The 16116-nt window shown below is 72.0% G+C and carries 21 protein-coding genes; 19 read left to right on the forward strand and 2 right to left on the reverse strand.

Translation table 11 applies throughout. The features are described 5' to 3' along the window. Window positions 1-72: 72 nt before the first annotated feature. From ACIRD7_RS03190 to ACIRD7_RS03205, 4 genes are read left to right on the forward strand one after another with little or no spacing between them, the layout of a single operon-like run. Window positions 73-1851 carry a CocE/NonD family hydrolase gene (locus tag ACIRD7_RS03190; RefSeq protein WP_403449003.1) on the forward strand — a complete coding sequence of 593 codons (1779 nt, stop codon included), beginning with the start codon at window positions 73-75 and terminating at the stop codon, window positions 1849-1851. A gap of 55 nt (window positions 1852-1906) precedes the next feature. Continuing rightward, window positions 1907-2161, forward strand: a complete 255-nt coding sequence (locus ACIRD7_RS03195; RefSeq protein WP_403449005.1) for a DUF1049 domain-containing protein — start codon at window positions 1907-1909, stop codon at window positions 2159-2161. 19 nt (window positions 2162-2180) lie between these two features. After that, a complete protein-coding gene (locus tag ACIRD7_RS03200) occupies window positions 2181-2729 on the forward strand; it encodes a GNAT family N-acetyltransferase (protein ID WP_403449007.1) in 549 nt (182 codons plus the stop codon). Next, window positions 2726-2848 (forward strand): hypothetical protein, encoded by a 123-nt coding sequence (locus tag ACIRD7_RS03205; protein WP_403449009.1) that lies wholly within the window; start codon window positions 2726-2728, stop codon window positions 2846-2848. The genes ACIRD7_RS03200 and ACIRD7_RS03205 overlap by 4 nt, the downstream gene beginning before the upstream one ends. Window positions 2849-2892: 44 nt before the next feature. Here ACIRD7_RS03205 and ACIRD7_RS03210 read toward each other — a convergent pair whose 3' ends face one another. After that, window positions 2893-3240 carry a VOC family protein gene (locus ACIRD7_RS03210; protein WP_403449011.1) on the reverse strand — a complete coding sequence of 116 codons (348 nt, stop codon included), beginning with the start codon at window positions 3238-3240 and terminating at the stop codon, window positions 2893-2895. A gap of 97 nt (window positions 3241-3337) precedes the next feature. Here ACIRD7_RS03210 and ACIRD7_RS03215 point away from each other — a divergent pair, with 97 nt between their 5' ends. After that, entirely contained in the window at window positions 3338-3832 is a 495-nt protein-coding gene (locus ACIRD7_RS03215; protein ID WP_403449013.1) for a phage holin family protein, read from the forward strand. 6 nt (window positions 3833-3838) lie between these two features. Beyond that, window positions 3839-4912 carry an SDR family oxidoreductase gene (locus tag ACIRD7_RS03220; RefSeq protein WP_403449016.1) on the forward strand — a complete coding sequence of 358 codons (1074 nt, stop codon included), beginning with the start codon at window positions 3839-3841 and terminating at the stop codon, window positions 4910-4912. Window positions 4913-4954: 42 nt separating this feature from the next. Here ACIRD7_RS03220 and ACIRD7_RS03225 read toward each other — a convergent pair whose 3' ends face one another. After that, window positions 4955-6046 carry an enolase C-terminal domain-like protein gene (locus ACIRD7_RS03225; protein WP_403449018.1) on the reverse strand — a complete coding sequence of 364 codons (1092 nt, stop codon included), beginning with the start codon at window positions 6044-6046 and terminating at the stop codon, window positions 4955-4957. Between the two features lie 218 nt (window positions 6047-6264). Here ACIRD7_RS03225 and ACIRD7_RS03230 point away from each other — a divergent pair, with 218 nt between their 5' ends. From ACIRD7_RS03230 to ACIRD7_RS03290, 13 genes are all read left to right on the forward strand, one after another. After that, window positions 6265-8010, forward strand: coding sequence for an FAD-dependent oxidoreductase (locus ACIRD7_RS03230; protein WP_403449021.1), 1746 nt, complete (start codon window positions 6265-6267; stop codon window positions 8008-8010). Next, complete coding sequence (locus ACIRD7_RS03235; protein ID WP_403449024.1) at window positions 8007-9854, forward strand: transketolase; 1848 nt, start codon at window positions 8007-8009, stop codon at window positions 9852-9854. The genes ACIRD7_RS03230 and ACIRD7_RS03235 overlap by 4 nt, the downstream gene beginning before the upstream one ends. Then, on the forward strand, window positions 9851-10780 hold the full coding sequence (gene ligD / locus ACIRD7_RS03240) for a non-homologous end-joining DNA ligase (protein ID WP_403449027.1): 930 nt from the start codon (window positions 9851-9853) through the stop codon (window positions 10778-10780). Before ACIRD7_RS03235 ends, ligD begins: the two co-directional genes overlap by 4 nt. Window positions 10781-10862: 82 nt before the next feature. Then, complete coding sequence (locus ACIRD7_RS03245) at window positions 10863-11195, forward strand: gas vesicle protein (RefSeq protein WP_403449030.1); 333 nt, start codon at window positions 10863-10865, stop codon at window positions 11193-11195. A 52-nt stretch (window positions 11196-11247) separates the two neighbouring features. After that, window positions 11248-11673, forward strand: a complete 426-nt coding sequence (locus ACIRD7_RS03250) for a gas vesicle structural protein GvpA (RefSeq protein WP_403449033.1) — start codon at window positions 11248-11250, stop codon at window positions 11671-11673. Then, window positions 11670-12440, forward strand: coding sequence for a GvpL/GvpF family gas vesicle protein (locus tag ACIRD7_RS03255; RefSeq protein WP_403449036.1), 771 nt, complete (start codon window positions 11670-11672; stop codon window positions 12438-12440). The genes ACIRD7_RS03250 and ACIRD7_RS03255 overlap by 4 nt, the downstream gene beginning before the upstream one ends. Window positions 12441-12446: 6 nt before the next feature. Next, window positions 12447-12707, forward strand: a complete 261-nt coding sequence (locus tag ACIRD7_RS03260) for a gas vesicle protein GvpG (protein ID WP_403449039.1) — start codon at window positions 12447-12449, stop codon at window positions 12705-12707. Next, window positions 12707-13321: a DNA primase gene (locus ACIRD7_RS03265; protein WP_403451633.1), complete on the forward strand. Its 615-nt coding sequence runs from the start codon at window positions 12707-12709 to the stop codon at window positions 13319-13321. Before ACIRD7_RS03260 ends, ACIRD7_RS03265 begins: the two co-directional genes overlap by 1 nt. Then, window positions 13318-14442 carry an SRPBCC family protein gene (locus ACIRD7_RS03270; protein WP_403449041.1) on the forward strand — a complete coding sequence of 375 codons (1125 nt, stop codon included), beginning with the start codon at window positions 13318-13320 and terminating at the stop codon, window positions 14440-14442. The genes ACIRD7_RS03265 and ACIRD7_RS03270 overlap by 4 nt, the downstream gene beginning before the upstream one ends. Then, window positions 14439-14780 (forward strand): gas vesicle protein, encoded by a 342-nt coding sequence (locus tag ACIRD7_RS03275; RefSeq protein WP_403449044.1) that lies wholly within the window; start codon window positions 14439-14441, stop codon window positions 14778-14780. Before ACIRD7_RS03270 ends, ACIRD7_RS03275 begins: the two co-directional genes overlap by 4 nt. After that, the gene (locus ACIRD7_RS03280) at window positions 14777-15577 is read left to right on the forward strand and encodes a GvpL/GvpF family gas vesicle protein (RefSeq protein ID WP_403449047.1); all 801 of its coding nucleotides are present in this window, start codon (window positions 14777-14779) and stop codon (window positions 15575-15577) included. The genes ACIRD7_RS03275 and ACIRD7_RS03280 overlap by 4 nt, the downstream gene beginning before the upstream one ends. Beyond that, window positions 15574-15762, forward strand: coding sequence for a gas vesicle protein (locus ACIRD7_RS03285; RefSeq protein ID WP_031475810.1), 189 nt, complete (start codon window positions 15574-15576; stop codon window positions 15760-15762). Before ACIRD7_RS03280 ends, ACIRD7_RS03285 begins: the two co-directional genes overlap by 4 nt. Then, entirely contained in the window at window positions 15759-16076 is a 318-nt protein-coding gene (locus tag ACIRD7_RS03290; RefSeq protein WP_403449050.1) for a gas vesicle protein K, read from the forward strand. Before ACIRD7_RS03285 ends, ACIRD7_RS03290 begins: the two co-directional genes overlap by 4 nt. Window positions 16077-16116 lie beyond the last annotated feature (40 nt).

The following is a 16116-nucleotide window of genomic DNA, read 5'->3' on the forward strand; positions in this document are numbered from 1 at the left end:
CATGACAACCGGCCAGTACTTACTGGTCGGTAAGCAGGGCATTTCCCAGCGTGCCTCAGTGTGGAGGTCTCCGTGTCCCGTCGTGTGCCCAGCTATCGAGCCCCGCTCGCTCTCGTCCTCGGCGCCACCCTCACCGCACCCCTCGCCCTCACCGCACCGGCCGCCGCCGCGACCGGCCAGTACACCGTCACCGCCGTGAAGTTCACCGTCCGGGCGGGCGACCGCACCTGCACCGTGGACGCCGATCTGTACCGGCCCGCCGGCGTGGACCGCGCCCACCCCGCGCCCGCCGTCCTCGCCACCAACGGCTTCGGCGGCAGCAAGTCCGACGGCTCGACGAACGTCGTCGGCGAGGCCTTCGCGCAGCGCGGCTACGTCTCCCTCGTCTACTCCGGGCTCGGCTTCGGTCGCTCCGGCTGTCTGATCTCGCTCGACGACCCCACCATCGACGGCGCCGCCGCCTCCCGGCTGATCGACTTCCTGGGCGGCAAGCGCGCCGCCGACGACGGCACCAGGGCCGACTTCGTCACCCTCGACGCCCCCGGCGACCCGCGCGTCGGCATGGTGGGCGGCTCCTACGGCGGGGCCGTCCAGCTGGCCACGGCCGCCGTCGACCGGCGCCTGGACGCGCTGGTGCCGCTGATCACCTGGAACGACCTGGCGTACTCCCTCGACCCGAACAACGCCGCCGGCAGCCCCGCCGTCCCCGGTGCCTTCAAATGGCAGTGGGCCAACGGCTTCTACCTCATCGGCGAGGGCCAGCCCCTGCTGGAGCCGAACCTCGACCCCTCCCGCATCAACTCCATGGCCTGCCTGCACTTCGTCACCAAGGCCTGCGACACCGTCCGCACCCTCAACTCCGGCCGCTACCCGGCGAAAGAGACCGCCGAGCTGCTCGCCTACGCCCGCAGCGTCTCACCGGTGTCCTACCTGCACCGCGTCAAGGCACCCACCCTCCTCGTCCAGGGCCAGGCCGACAGCCTGTTCAATCTCAACGAGGCGACGGCGACGTACAAGACGCTCAAGGCCCAGGGGACCCCGACCAAGATGATCTGGCAGTCCTGGGGGCACAGCGGCGGCCTCACCGACCCCGCCTCCGGCGAACTCAACCTCGGCCAGGGCAACCTGGAGACCAGCTACGTCGGCCGGCGCATCCTCACCTGGTTCGACCGCTATCTGCACCGCAACCACGTCGACACCGGACCGGCCTTCGCCTACTACCGCGACTGGATCACCGACCCGGACCACACCTACGCCACCGCCGACCGGCTGCCCGCGCTCAACCGCACGCTGTACCTCTCCGGCGACGGCAAGCTCGTCGACAACCGCCGCAAGGTGACCCGCGGCAGCCGTACGTACACCAACTGGCTCGTCCCCACCAGCCACTCGGAGAGCTCGCTCGCCGGACTCATCGGCCTGCCGGATCCGGCGCCCTACGACACCAGGGGCACCTACCTCGGCTGGACCAGCGAACCGCTCGCCCGCACCACCGACGTCGTCGGGGCGCCCCGCGCCACGCTGAAGGTCGTCTCCCCGAAGGCCGAGCGGACCCAGCACTCCGGTGACGCCGCGGACAAGCTGGTGCTGTTCGCCAAGCTGTACGACGTCGCCCCGGACGGCACGCGGACGCTGGTGCACCGGCTGGTCGCGCCGGTGCGTGTGCCGGACGTCACCAGGAGCTTCACCGTGACCCTGCCGGGGATCGTGCACCGGTACGAGAAGGGGCACCGGCTGCGCTTCGTGATCGCGGCGAGTGACGACGCGTACTTCGGGAACCGGGGGATCAAGCCGGTGACGGTGGTCAGCACGCCCCAGGACACGGGGGTGATCCAGCTTCCGGTGCTCGGCTGAGCGCGCCCGAGCCGCTCACCGTGCGTGATCGCGACTTCGGGAGCATCCTGGGGGTATGACCGCGAAGACGTCGGAGAGCGGCACCAGGGCCGACGGGAAGCGGGGCGGCCTGGCCGGGGCGATGACGCCTGCCAGGATCGCCGTGCTGGTGCTCGCCGTTCTCGCCCTGATCTTCATCTTCGAGAACACCGGCAAGACCGAGATCAGGCTGCTGATCCCCCTGGTGACGATGCCGCTGTGGCTTGCGCTGCTCGGCACGGCCGTCATCGGCGCCCTGTTCGGGGCGTACTTCATGCGACGGCGCCGTTAGCGAGTCGTACGCTGGCGCAATGCCGCATCCCGCGTCCCGCTATCTCGCCGAAGGCCCCCGCGTGGGCATACGTCACTTCAGCTACGAGGACGGCGCCGAGTTCGCCGCGCGCGCCCGGGAGAGCAAGGAACTGCACCACCCCTGGCTCTTCCCGCCGGACAGCGAGGCCGCCTACGGCGCCTATGCCGGGCGGCTGATCGAGGACCCGGCCAAGGCGGGCTTCCTGGTCTGCGCGAAGGACGACGGCGGGGGGATCGCCGGGTTCATCAACATCAACAACATCGTCCAGGGCGCCTTCCGCAGCGGCGCCCTCGGCTACGGCGCCTTCGCCCACGCGGCCGGGCGCGGGCTGATGCGGGAAGGCCTCGACCTGGTGGTCGGCCACGCCTTCGGTCCGATGCGGCTGCACCGGCTGGAGATCAACGTCCAGCCCGCCAACAGCGCCTCCATCGCGCTCGCCCGCGCCTGCGGCTTCCGCCTGGAAGGCTTCTCGCCGGGCATGCTCTTCATCGACGGGGCCTGGCGCGATCACGAACGGTGGGCGATCACCGCCGAGATGCGGGCTTGAAGTTGATCTTCATCGTGTCGAGGTCCGTGACCGTCGACCGCATCGAGGGCCAGGTACGCGCCGGGGACTTCCCCCTCGTCCTCGGCGGTGACTGCTCCATCACCCCCTGGAGGGGCTGAAGCCCTGCCTTCGGGACGAGGACGTGCGCTGCTTCGGTCTCCGATCAGGCCTGACGGTCCGCGTACTCGTAGATCGACCCGTCGGGGTGCATCGCGATCAGGTTGCGGCCCACCGGTGTCGGCACCGGGCCCGCGATGATCCGCGCGCCCAGCTCGCCGAGCACCTGGCCCGTCTCCTCGACGTCCTTGACGGCGATCGTCGCCGCGACCTTGCGCAGGACCTCCAGCTCGGCCTCCGGGCCGCTCATCAACAGGAAGCAGCCGATGGCGGCCACCTGCACACCACCGCGTTCGAAGCGAAGCGCTCTGCCGCCCGCGAGGCGTTCGTAGAAGGGGACCGCGGCCTCCAGGTCGTCGACGCACACGCGCAGCGTGGCTCCCAGAATCTCCATGCCCCGAGCGTAGTTGGGGGCGGCCGGACGGGGAGATCGTTTCACGCGATCCCCTCACTCCCCGTTACGCGTACGCCCGTACGGGTACCCGGCGACCATGGACCGCTTGGATCATCTTGAGCATCTGGACAAGCACCTGGTCGACGAACTGGCGCAGGTCGCGAGGGAGACCATCCGCGACGAGCTGCGCGAGCAGACGCGCAGGCAGCGACGCCGCGCCACGCTCTACGCCGCTTCCGGTGCCCTCGCCCTGTACGCGGGCGCGGCCCTCGCGCTCGCGCTGGGACTCGGCCTCGCCACCGGCCTGCCGGACTGGGCCGCCGCTCTGATCACCGCGGTGATCCTGGGCGTGCTGGCCTACGTGCTGCGCGGCGCCGCCCGCCCGTCGGCGTCCCGCCACCTGGGCCGGCACACCGAGGCCGCGCACGGCCGCACCATCGGCGGCACCGCCCCCGCCGCCCCGCCCGGTGGGCTCGGCATGCCGTATCCGCCGATGCCGGCCGGACCGCCGGCCGCGGAGACGCCGGGCACCGCCGGGACCCAGCCGCCGCCGGACGACATCGACCCCGAGCTGCCGCACCACCGGGCGTGAGGCGGCGTGCGCGGGCCGTGGGAACGCGCGCTGCCGGGGCATGGCAGGGCCGTCGTCGTGACCGGCGCCAGTGGGGGCGTGGGTCGGGCGACGGCCCTCGCCTTCGCGGCCCGGGGCGACCGGGTCGCCCTGCTCGCCCGCGGGCGTGAAGGCCTCGCCGCGGCGGCGGACGACGTACAGCGGGCCGGCGGCGAGGCGCTGGCCGTCACCGTCGACATGGCCGACGCCAAGGCCGTCGAGGACGCCGCCCAGCGGGTCGTCGACGCGTTCGGGCACATCGACGTCTGGGTCAACAACGCCTTCGCCGGGGTCTTCGCCCCGTTCACCGAGATCACCCCGGACGAGTTCCGCCGGGTGACCGAAGTGACGTACCTGGGCTATGTGTTCGGCACCCGGGCCGCCCTGCGGCACATGCTGCCGCGCGACCGGGGCACGATCGTGCAGGTCGGCTCGGCGCTCGCCTACCGGGGGATCCCCCTGCAGTCGGCGTACTGCGGGGCGAAGCACGCCATTCAGGGGTTCAACGAGTCGCTGCGGTGCGAGCTGCTCCACGAGCGGAGCCGGGTGCGTACGACGATGGTGCAGCTGCCGGCCGTCAACACCCCGCAGTTCGACTGGGTGGTGAACCGGATGCCGGGACGCGCCCGGCCGGTGGCCCCGGTGTACCAGCCGGAGGTGGCCGCGCGGGCGATCGTGCACGCGGCCGGGCACGGCCGGCGGCGGGAGTACTGGGTCGGCGGTTCGACGGTGGCGACGCTGCTCGCCAACGCGGTCGCTCCCGGGCTGCTGGACCGGTATCTGGGGCGGACCGGCTTCGAGGCGCAGCGGGACGAGACCGCGGGCGAGCCGGCGGACGGCCCCGCGGGACCGGGCAACCTGTGGACGCCGGCGGACGGGCCGCACGGGCGGGACTTCGGGGCGCACGGGCGCTTCGACGACGAGGCCGTGGACGGCGGCCCGCAGGAGTGGGCCTCGCGCAACCGGGGGCGGGTGGCGGCGGCCGGCCTGGCCGTGGGGCTCGGCGCCGCGGTGACCGCCGATCTGCGACGCCGGGGCTGGTCGCCGTTGCGGCGGAGGTGACGGGGCCCGCTCGGGCCCACTGCGGCGGGGGTGACTCGTCGGCTACGCGACCCGGAACTCCTGGACCTCCTCCGCCCGCAAGGTCAGCCCGTGCCCCAGGCCCTGCGTCGGGGTGACCGTGCCTCCGGTGGGGTCCAGGGCGCCGTCGAAGAACATGTCCTCGATACGGACGTGGTCGTGGAACCACTCGATGTGGCGCAGGTTGGGAAGCGCGGCGGCCACGGCGGCGTGGGCGTGCGGGGCGCAGTGGGCCGAGACCTCCAGGCCGTGCGCCTGGGCGAGGGCGGCGGCGCGGAGGAACTCCGTGAGGCCGCCGCAGCGGGTCGCGTCGATCTGCAGGCAGTCGACGGCGCCCGCGGTGATCATGCGGGCGAAGTACGGGAGGTCGTAGCCGTACTCACCGGCCGTGACGTCGCACGGCAGGGTGTCGCGGATCAGGCGCAGGCCCGCCAGGTCGTCCGAGGACACCGGCTCCTCGAACCAGCCGACGCCGTGCCCGGCCAGGGCGTGGCCGACGCGGATCGCCTGCTTGCGGCTGTAGGCGCCGTTGGCGTCCACGTACAACTCGGCCTCCGTGCCGATCACTTCGCGTGCGGTGCGCACCCGCGCCACATCGCGCAGCGCAGCGCCGCCCCCGTCCTGGCCGATCTTGATCTTCACGCGCGGGATGTGCTGACCGTGCACCCAGCCGTTCAACTGCGCCGCCAGATGCTTGTCGTGGTACGTCGTGAAGCCGCCGCTGCCGTAGACGGGAACGTGTGCGCGGCAGGCGCCCAGCAGCCGGGCCAGCGGCAGCTCCAGCAGGCGGGCCTTGAGGTCCCACAGGGCGATGTCCAGCGCCGAGATCGCGCACGCGGCGACACCCGGCCGGCCGGCGTTGCGGACCGCGCGGCACATCGCGTCGTGCGCCGCCGGGATGTCCCTGGCGTCACGGCCCTCGACCAGCGGGGCGAGATGGTCGCGCAGGAAGTCGCCGACCGCCGCCGGGCCGTACGTCCAGCCGGTGCCGGTCGCCTCGCCCGCCGTCACCTCGGCGATCACCACGGTCGTGGAGTTCCAGCTCAGGGTGCCGTCCGCCTCGGGGGCGTCGGTGGGCACCGTGTAGACGGAGACGACCGGGAGATGGAGCTTCATGACGTCGGCCCGTAGTGGGGCATGGGGGAAACCTCCGGGACTGCCGCCTCGGCGGTGGTGGCGGGTCGGCGTACCGGGTACCCGGAGGTCCGGGCGGAAACCAGGGCCGGCCGGGTGGGCGCGCCGGGGGCCGGCGCGGGACGGGGGCGACGTTTGGGCGCCCTGACCAGGGGGACGCGGAAGGCTCCCGAGGTACGCGACAGCGTCGGAGGCCCACCGTGAGTCGACCCCGCATCGTGATCGTCGGCGCCGGATTCGCCGGATTCAGGGCCGCTCGCACCCTGGCCCGGCTCACCCGGCACAAGGCCGACATCACCCTGCTGAACCCGACCGACTACTTCCTGTATCTGCCCCTGCTGCCCCAGGTCGCCGCCGGCATCCTGGAACCGCGCCGGGTCACCGTCTCGCTCTCCGGCACCCTGCCGCACGCACGGCTCGTGCTGGGCGAGGCCGACGGTATCGACCTGGACGGGCACACCGTGCACTACACCGGCCCCGAGGGCGACGCCGGCACCCTGTCCTACGACCGGCTGATCCTCGCCGCGGGCAGCGTCAACAAACTGCTGCCCATCCCCGGCGTCGCCGAGCACGCCCACGGCTTCCGCAGCCTGCCGGAGGCGCTGTATCTGCGGGACCACGTGACCCGGCAGATGGAGCTGGCCGCCGCGACCGACGACCCCGAGAACTGCTCGGCGCGCTGCACCTTCGTCGTGGTCGGCGCCGGCTACACCGGGACCGAGGTCGCCGCGCAGGGCAAGCTCTTCACCGACGCCCAGGTGCGCAAGCACCCCATGCGGGCAGGTCTGCGGCCCCGCTGGCTGCTGCTCGACATCGCCGAGCGCGTGCTGCCCGAACTGGACGAACGGCTGTCGCGCACGGCCGACCAGGTGCTGCGGCAGCGGGGCGTCGAGGTGCGGATGGGCACCTCCGTGAAGGAGGCCACGCACCGGGGGGTGCTGCTGACCGACGGCGAGTTCGTCGACACCCGCACGCTCGTGTGGTGCGTCGGCGTACGGCCCGATCCGCTCGCCGCGTCCCTGGAACTGCCCCTGGAGCGGGGCCGTCTGCTCGTCGACCCCTACCTCCAGGTGCCGGGCCGGCCGGAGCTGTTCGCCGCCGGGGACGCGGCCGCCGTGCCCGACCTGGAGAAGCCCGGCGAGTACACGCCGATGACCGCCCAGCACGCCTGGCGGCAGGGCAAGGCGGTGGCGCACAACGTGGCGGCGTCCCTCGGCCTGGGGGAGCGGCGGGTCTACCGCCACCGTGACATGGGCTTCGTCGTGGACCTGGGCGGCGTCAAGGCGGCCGCCAACCCGCTCGGCGTCAATCTGCCCGGCGTCGCGGCGGGCGCCGTCACCCGCGGCTACCACCTCGCCGCGATGCCCGGAAACCGCGTCCGCGTCGCCGCCGACTGGCTCCTGGACGCCGTACTGCCGCGCCAGGCCGTCCAGTTGGGCCTCGTGCGGTCGTGGTCGGTACCGCTGGACACGGCGTCGCCGGAGCTGGCGCGGGTGCCGGGCGGGGCGGAGATGGAGAAGTCGCAGGGCACCGGGAAGAAGGAAGCGACGCCGGGGGTGAAGGACACGGCCGCGGCGGGCACGGGGGCGGCCGAGCCCGCCAAGAACCAGCCCGGCGGGGAACCGGCCAAGAACCAGCCGGCCAAGAACCAGCCCGGCGGAGAACCGGCCAAGAACCAGCCGGCCAAGAACCAGCCCGGCGGCGAGCCCGCCAAGAGCGAGGGCGCCGAGCCCTCCGACCCCGTCCGGGACCCCGACGCCGCCAAACACCACGAACCCCCCGGCCCCGTCACCCGCCCCGCGCTGCGAGCGGGACACGAGTCCGACGCCGACGCCCCGGCGGCCGCCGGGCCGCCACCCGACGCCCCGGCGGTGCACAAGCCGCGTCCCGACATCCCCGCGGGCCGTGGACCCGACTCCCGCGACCTCCCGGAAGGAGACTCATGAACACCGCCGAACTCACCGAGCTCGCCCAGCAGTTGCGGGTCGACAGCGTGCGGTCCTCCGCCGCCGCGGGGTCGGGGCATCCGACGTCGTCGATGTCCGCCGCCGATCTGATGGCCGTACTCCTCGCCAACCACCTGCGCTACGACTTCGAGCGGCCCGCCCACCCGGGCAACGACCGGTTCGTGCTGTCCAAGGGGCACGCCACGCCGCTGCTGTACTCCGCCTACAAGGCCGCCGGTGCCATCGAGGACGGCGAGCTGCTCACCTTCCGCAAGCTCGGCAGCCGGCTCGAAGGGCACCCCACCCCGCGCCGGGTGCCGTGGGTGGAGACCGCGTCCGGCTCGCTCGGGCAGGGACTGCCCATCGGGGTCGGGATCGCGCTGGCGGGCAAGCGGCTGGACCGGGCCGGGTACCGGGTCTGGGTGCTGTGCGGGGACAGCGAGCTCGCCGAGGGTTCCGTGTGGGAGGCCGCCGAGCACGCGGCGTACGAGCACCTCGACAATCTCACCGCCGTCGTCGACGTGAACCGGCTCGGCCAGCGCGGCCCGACCCGGCACGGTCACGACCTCGACGCCTACGCCCGCCGCTTCCAGGCGTTCGGCTGGCACACCGTCGAGGTCGACGGGCACGACGTCGACGCCGTCGACCGCGCGTACGGGGAGGCCCGGTCCACCACCGGGCAGCCCACCGTGATCCTCGCCCGCACCCTCAAGGGCAAGGGTGTCGAGAGCGTCCAGGACCGCGAGGGACTGCACGGCAAGCCGCTGCCGGACGCCGACGAGGCCGTCGCCGAACTGGGCGGGCCGCGCGAGCTGCGCATCCACGTCCACGAGCCGCCCGCGACCCGCATGCTGCACGCGGTGCCCGGCGGACACCTCGAACTGCCCCGCTGGGAGAAGGGGGAGGAGGTCGCCACCCGTAACGCCTACGGCGAGGCGCTCGCCGCCCTCGGCTCCGCGCGCTCCGACGTCGTCGCCCTCGACGGCGAGGTCAGCGACTCCACGCGCGCGGAGTTCTTCGCCAAGGAACACCCCGACCGGTTCTTCGAGTGCTACATCGCCGAACAGCAGATGGTCGCCGCCGCCGTGGGCCTCGCCACGCGCGGCTGGGTGCCGTACGCCTCCACCTTCGCCGCCTTCCTGACCCGCGCCCACGACTTCGTGCGCATGGCGTCGGTCAGCGGCGTCGGCGTCAACCTCGTCGGCTCGCACGCCGGCGTCGCCATCGGACAGGACGGGCCGAGTCAGATGGGCCTGGAGGACCTGGCGATGATGCGGGCCGTGCACGGCTCGACGGTGCTGTACCCGTGCGACGCCAACCAGACGGCCAAGCTCGTCGCGGCCATGGCCGGCCTGGAGGGCATCCGCTATCTGCGCACCTCGCGCGGCGCCGCCCCGGTGATCTACGGACCCGACGAGCGGTTCCCGGTCGGCGGCAGCAAGGTACTGCGCTCCAGTGACCGCGACCGGCTGACCGTCGTGGCGGCCGGTGTCACCGTGCACGAGGCGCTCGCCGCCGCCGACGTCCTGCAGCGGGAGGGCATCCGCATCAGGGTCGTCGACCTGTACTCCGTCAAGCCCGTCGACCGGGAAACCCTGCGCCGGGCCGCCGAGGACACCGGCTGCCTGCTCACCGTGGAGGACCACCACGAGGAGGGTGGCATCGGCGACGCCGTGCTCGACGCGTTCACCGACGGCCGCCCGGTGCCGCGACTCGTGCGGCTCGCGGTGCGCATGATGCCGGGCTCGGCGTCCCCGGACGAGCAGCTGCACGCCGCGGGCATCGACGCCATGGCCATCGCCGCCGCCGGGAAGCTGCTGGTGGAGGAGGCGGTCGTACGGTGACCGAGGGCGGCGGCTCGACGAAGGTGCGCGCAGGTCGCCGTACCGTCGAGGTCAAGCGGGTCGACAAGGTGCTCTTTCCCGGCGGCGGGGGCGCCAAGGAGTACACCAAGGGCGACCTCGTCGACTACTACCGGTCCGTCGCCCCGTTCATGCTCCCGCATCTGCGGGGCCGCCCGCTGATGCTGGAGCGGCATCCCGACGGGCTCGACGGTCCCCGGTTCATGCAGAAGAACACCCCGGAGCACTACCCGGACTGGATCACCCGCGTCGAGCTGCCCAAGGAGGACGGCACCGTCTGTCACACGGTCTGCGAGGACACCGCGACCCTCGTCTACCTCACCGACCAGGCCAGTCTCACCCTGCACCGCTGGCTCTCCCGCACCAACAGCCCCGACCACCCCGACCGGCTGGTCTTCGACCTCGACCCGGCAGACGACGACTTCGAGCAGGTCCGGGAGGCGGCGGGGCTGCTGGGCGAACTGCTCGACACCCTGGAGCTGCCGTCGGCGCTGATGACCACCGGTTCGCGGGGCCTGCACGTCGTCGTGCCGCTGAAGGGGCAGGAGGACTTCGACCACGTGCGCGCCTTCGCACGGGACGTCGCCGAGGCGCTCGCCGAAGCCCACCCGGACCGGCTCACCACCGCCGCCCGCAAGAAGGACCGCGGCGACCGGCTCTACCTCGACGTGCAGCGCAACGCCTACGCGCAGACCGCGGTGGTCCCCTACACCGTGCGCGCCCGCCCCGGCGCCCCCGTGGCCACGCCCCTGACCTGGGACGACCTGAACGACCCGGAGCTCGACGCGCGCCGCTGGACCATCGCCGACGCCGTGGAACAGGCGCGCACCGACCCGTGGGCCGGCGTCATGCGGCGCGGCCGCGCGCTCGGCCCGGCCCGGCGTCGGCTCGACGCCCTGCGCGGCTGAGGAACCGGCACACCCGCGGCCGAAGAAATCGGGCCGCGGGTTTGATCGGCGTCTTCCAGGCCACTCGGCGTAGGAGGCGCCCATGAATGATTCACAGAACACACCCAAGTCATCCAGACGGCAGACAGGCGGGGCGGACGGAAAGCCGGCCCCCATGGAAGTCCTGCGTCAGGCACGAAGCCAGCTCGCCGAACTCACCGGCGCGGACGCGGAGAAGGTGACGTCCTTCGAACAGACGGAGGACGGCTGGAGCCTCGAGATCGAGGTCCTGGAACTGACCCGCGTCCCCGACACGATGAGCCTGATGGCGAGCTACCAGGTCGATCTCGACCCGGATGGACAGCTCACCGGATACCGGCGCGTGCGCCGCTACGAGCGTGGGCGTTCCGACGCACACAGGCAGGGCGGTCGCTAGGCCGCCCGCCCATGCCCAGTCCACCGTCCCGAGACAAGGAGGAACGGCCGGTATGACCGTTGTCCCGGCACAGCAGAGCGGCGGCGGAGGCGGCAGCAGCGGCCTCTACGACGTGCTCGAGCTCGTTCTCGACAGGGGACTCGTCATCGATGCATTCGTTCGGGTCTCCCTGGTCGGCATCGAGATCCTCAAGATCGATGTCCGTGTCGTCGTAGCGAGCGTCGACACCTATCTCCGCTTCGCCGAGGCCTGCAACCGGCTCGACCTGGAGGCCGGGCCGCGCAAGGACCCGGGCCTGCCCGACCTGGTCGGGGAGATCACCGAGTCCGGTGCGCGCGGCAAGTCCAAGGGCGCCCTGTCCGGCGCCGCCGAGACCATCTCCGACGCCTTCAAGCAGGCGCGCGAGGAGGGCGAGGAGCGGCCCAGGCAGCGCACCCGCAAGTCCACCACCACGCGCAGGAAGGAGGAGCAGGAGTGAGCACGTACGTGTACGGCATCACAGCGAGCTCGCACCCCGCGCTTCCCAAGGAGATGGGCGGCGTCGGTGACCCGGCCCGCCCGGTGCGCGTGCTCGAGCAGGGCGAACTGGCCGCTCTCGTCAGTGACGCGCCCGAAGACCTGCGCCCCAAGCGCAGGGAACTGCTCGCCCACTCGAGCGTGCTCGCCGAGGCCGGCGCGGCCGGCTGCGTGCTGCCCATGCGGTTCGGCAGCGTCGCCCCCGACGACGACACGGTCACCTCCGTCCTCGCCGAGCGCGCCGAGCACTACAAGGAGCGGCTGGCCGCCCTGGACGGCAGGGTCGAGTACAACATCAAGGCCTCCCACGCCGAGGAGGCCGTCCTGCACCGCGTGCTGGCGAGCAACCCTGAGCTGCGGGCCATGACGGAGGCCAACCGGCAGGCCGGCGGCGGTACCTACGAGCAGCGGCTCCAACTCGGCGAGATGGTCGCCGCCGCCGTCAAGGCCCAGGAGGCCGAGGACGCGACCGACGTACAGCACACCCTGGAGCCGGCCGCGGACGCGGTCAGTGTCGGCCCCGAGTCCAGCGGCTGGCTCGCCAATGTGTCCTTCCTGGTGGAGCGCGACCGGGCCGAGACGTTCCTCACCGCTGTGGAACAGCTCCGCCAAGGGCATCCGCACCTCGAACTGCGGGTCAACGGCCCGCTGCCGCCGTACAGCTTCGTCGAGCCCGGCCCGGCCGAGCCCGCCGGCACCACGAGCGGTGCGGAGATGGCGGAGGAGTGAGTTTCCGTGGGACTGATCGGAGAGGTACTGCTGCTGCCGTTCGCCCCTGTGCGCGGCAGCGGGTGGGTGATCAGACAGGTACTGGCGGAGGCGGAACGGATCTACTACGACCCGAACGCCGTGCGCGCCGAACTGGCGCGGCTCGAAGAGCAGTTGGAAGCGGGCGAGATCGACGATGAGGAGTTCGACCGCAGGGAGGACGAACTCCTCGACCGGTTGGAGACGGGCCAGCGCGCAGGGTTCGGGAACAGTGACGGGACGGCATGATGAACCGAGTGGGACTGGGCCTCGCCGTAGGGGCCGGATACGTCCTCGGACGTACGAAAAAGGCGAAACTGGCGTTCGCCCTCGGCACGCTGGCGGCCGGTAAGCGGCTGAATCTGAGCCCGCGGGCCGTCGCGGACCTGGTGTCCCAGCAACTGCAGAACAACCCGCAGTTCAAGGAGATCGGGGACCAACTGCGCGAGGACCTGCGCGGGGTGGGCAAGGCGGCCTCGGGCGCGATGGTCGAGCGCCAGCTCGACGCGTTCTCCGACCGGCTGCACGGGCGTACCGCCGAGGTGCGCGAGCAGCTCTCGGGCGCGGTGCCGACGCCGGACCTCGGCTCGGACGACGAAGCGGAGGACGCGGCGGACGACGAGCGCGCCGAGCGGGAGCCGGAGCAGGAGGAGTCCGAGGACGACCGCCGCGAGGAGCCGGCCAGGAAGGCCACGGCGAAGAAGACCGCGGCCAAGAAGACGGCGAAGAAGGCGGCCAAGAAGGCCCCCGCAGCGAAGAAGACGGCACCCAAGAAGGCGGCGGCCAAGCGGACCGGCGCCCCCAGGTCGGCGGCACGCAAGACGGCCGCGGCACGCCGTTCGAAGGGCGGTGACGAGTCATGACCGACACAGTCGGATCCGCGGGCTCCGCGGCCCGCGACACGGCCAAGCAGCCCCTGTCCGGTCTGGCGGGCAGCGAGGCGGCCGACCGGTTCAAGGCCGAACTGCAGGAGTACCTCGCGGCACAGGCCACCCGGCTGCTCACCGGCGCCGGCCGCAAGCTCGGCGAGACCACGGTCAAGCTGAACGACATCGCCGAGGGCCGCAGCCCCGGCTTCGCCCAGCTCGCCCTCGACGGCGGCCGCAAGCTCGCCGAGGGCAAGGGGCCGCTGCGCAGCGCACTGGAACTCGGCGCCACCCGCGCGAAGGACAACGTCGTGAACGCTTTCAAGAACCTGGGTGGGGGAGGCAAGGGTAAGAAAAAGGGCAAGGCGGGCAACAAGCCCACCGTCATCATGGAGTACGTCGACGTCGGCGTACCGCTGCGTACCGCGTACGACCAGTGGACCCAGTACCAGGACTTCAGCACCTTCGCGAAGGGCGTGAAGAGCGCGAGCCGCGCCGACGACACGACCTCCGACTGGCAGCTGAAGGTCTTCTGGTCCAACCGCAGCTGGAAGGCGAAAACCACGGAGCAGGTCCCCGACGAACGGATCTCCTGGACTTCGGAGGGTGCCAAGGGCACCACGAAGGGTGTCGTCTCCTTCCACCGGCTCGCCGAGAACCTCACGCGCGTCCTGCTGGTGATCGAGTACTACCCCGCGGGCCTGTTCGAGAAGACCGGCAACATCTGGCGCGCCCAGGGCCGCCGCGCCCGGCTCGACCTCAAGAACTACGTCCGCTTCATCACCTTCAAGGGAGAGGCCGAGGACGGCTGGCGCGGCGAGATCCGCGACGGCGAGGTCGTCCGCAGCCACGAGGACGCGGTCGCGGAGGAGGACGAGGAGGAGTACGAAGAGAACGAGGAGGAAGAGGGCGAGGCCACCGGCGAGGGCGACGACAACGGCGAGAGCGCCGAGTACGCCGAGGACGAGGAGCCCGAGGGCGAGGAGCCGGAGGACGAGTACGAGGACGAGGAAGGTGAGGAGGAAGAGGCCGGCGAGGAGGAGCCCGAGGACGCCTACGAGGAAGAGCCCGAGTACGAGGACGAAGCCGAGTACGCGGGCGGTGGGAGCCGACGATGACGATGTCCAGCAGGCTGCCCGAGCCCTACAGCCAGGGCAGCAGCGCCAATCTCGCGGACATCCTGGAGCGGGTGCTCGACAAGGGCATCGTCATCGCGGGCGACATCCGGATCAACCTGCTCGACATCGAGCTTCTGACCATCAAGCTCCGCCTCATCGTCGCCTCCGTCGACAAGGCGAAGGAGATGGGCATCGACTGGTGGGAGGACGACCCCGCGTTGTCCTCCGGTGCCCGCCGCAACGAACTCGCCCGGGAGAACGCCGAGTTGCGTGAGCGCCTGGCCCGGCTGGAGGAGCTGGAGCCCACCAGGGAACAGCAGCAGGAGGAGGCCCAGTGACCGCACTGCGCTATGTGTACGCCGTGTGCCGCCCCTTTCGCTCCGCCCTCCAGGCCCAGCTGTCGGGGGTCGCCGGCGCGCCGCCGAAACAGCTGACGCACCACGGCCTGATCGCCGTCGTCAGTTCGGTGCCCGAGGCGGACTTCGCCGAGGCACCGCTGCGGGCCCATCTGGAGGACCTGGACTGGCTCACCGTGACCGCCCGTGCCCACCAGCAGGTCATCGACGCGCTCACCGTCGTCACCACCCCGCTGCCGCTGCGGCTCGCCACCGTCTTCCGGGACGACAGCGGTGTGCGGAGCATGATGGAGGCCCGCGAGGAGGACTTCCGCCGGGTCCTCGACCGGCTGGAGGGCCGGGTGGAGTGGGGCGTCAAGGTGTACGTCGAGAGAGCGCCCACGGAAGCCGAAGCCGAGCCGCCCGCCGAGCCCGGCCCGCCCGAGTACAGGGCGGGGTCGGGCCGTGACTATCTGCGCCGGCGCCGGATGCAGACCCGCGCCCACGAGGACGTGTGGCAGCGGGCCACGGAATTCTCCGGCCGACTGCACGAGACGCTTTCCGCGTTCGCCGAGGATTCCCGACTGCACGCCCCGCAGAGCGCCGCGCTCTCCGCCGCGTCCGGACAGAACGTGCTCAATGCCGCCTATCTGGTGCCGCGCGCGGATTCCGAGGAATTCGTGGAACTGGTGGACCGGGAAAAGGACGACGTGCCCGGAATCCGAGTGGAACTCACCGGCCCCTGGGCGGCGTATTCCTTCACGGGGGAGTTCGGGCAGGATTCGGAGGTGGAGCAGTGACCGTGGTCGAACGTCGTGAGATAGCCCTCGTGGACCTGCTCGACCGGCTGCTCGCCGGCGGCGTCGTGGTCACGGGGGACATCACCCTGCGCATCGCCGACGTCGACCTCGTCCGTATCGACCTGAACGCGCTGATCAGCTCCGTCAACGAGCAGGTCCCGTCCCCCTGGGGTGAGTTGACGTGACGTCACACGAAGAGCCGGCGGGCGACCGGACATCGCGCCGCGGCAACCGGCTGGACCTCGATCCCGACACGGTGGAGCGCGACCTCGTCAAACTCGTCCTGACGGTCGTGGAGTTGCTCCGCCAGCTCATGGAGCGCCAGGCCCTGCGCCGCTTCGACGAGGGCGACCTGAGCGAGGAGCAGGAGGAGCGGATCGGCCTGACGCTGATGCTGCTCGACGACCGCATGACCGAACTGCGCGAGCGCTACGGACTGCGGCCCGAGGACCTGAATCTGGACCTCGGGCCGCTGGGGCCGCTGCTCCCCAGGGAGTGATGTCACTCGCCGGAGAGCGATGTCACTCGGCCCGAGCGAA

It is taken from the genome of Streptomyces sp. NPDC093568 (genome assembly GCF_044764945.1).
Lineage (GTDB): Bacteria > Actinomycetota > Actinomycetes > Streptomycetales > Streptomycetaceae > Streptomyces.

What these genes read in the sequence shown, in the direction of transcription:
- ACIRD7_RS03270 (WP_403449041.1), top strand. Translation starts at nt 13,318, where the DNA reads ATGACCGACACAGTCGGATCCGCGGGCTCCGCGGCCCGCGACACGGCC.
- ACIRD7_RS03235 (WP_403449024.1), top strand. Translation starts at nt 8,007, where the DNA reads ATGAACACCGCCGAACTCACCGAGCTCGCCCAGCAGTTGCGGGTCGAC.
- ACIRD7_RS03225 (WP_403449018.1), bottom strand. Translation starts at nt 6,046, where the DNA reads ATGAAGCTCCATCTCCCGGTCGTCTCCGTCTACACGGTGCCCACCGAC.
- ACIRD7_RS03200 (WP_403449007.1), top strand. Translation starts at nt 2,181, where the DNA reads ATGCCGCATCCCGCGTCCCGCTATCTCGCCGAAGGCCCCCGCGTGGGC.
- ACIRD7_RS03210 (WP_403449011.1), bottom strand. Translation starts at nt 3,240, where the DNA reads ATGGAGATTCTGGGAGCCACGCTGCGCGTGTGCGTCGACGACCTGGAG.
- ACIRD7_RS03245 (WP_403449030.1), top strand. Translation starts at nt 10,863, where the DNA reads ATGAATGATTCACAGAACACACCCAAGTCATCCAGACGGCAGACAGGC.
- ACIRD7_RS03195 (WP_403449005.1), top strand. Translation starts at nt 1,907, where the DNA reads ATGACCGCGAAGACGTCGGAGAGCGGCACCAGGGCCGACGGGAAGCGG.
- ACIRD7_RS03250 (WP_403449033.1), top strand. Translation starts at nt 11,248, where the DNA reads ATGACCGTTGTCCCGGCACAGCAGAGCGGCGGCGGAGGCGGCAGCAGC.
- ACIRD7_RS03275 (WP_403449044.1), top strand. Translation starts at nt 14,439, where the DNA reads ATGACGATGTCCAGCAGGCTGCCCGAGCCCTACAGCCAGGGCAGCAGC.
- ACIRD7_RS03215 (WP_403449013.1), top strand. Translation starts at nt 3,338, where the DNA reads ATGGACCGCTTGGATCATCTTGAGCATCTGGACAAGCACCTGGTCGAC.
- ACIRD7_RS03265 (WP_403451633.1), top strand. Translation starts at nt 12,707, where the DNA reads ATGAACCGAGTGGGACTGGGCCTCGCCGTAGGGGCCGGATACGTCCTC.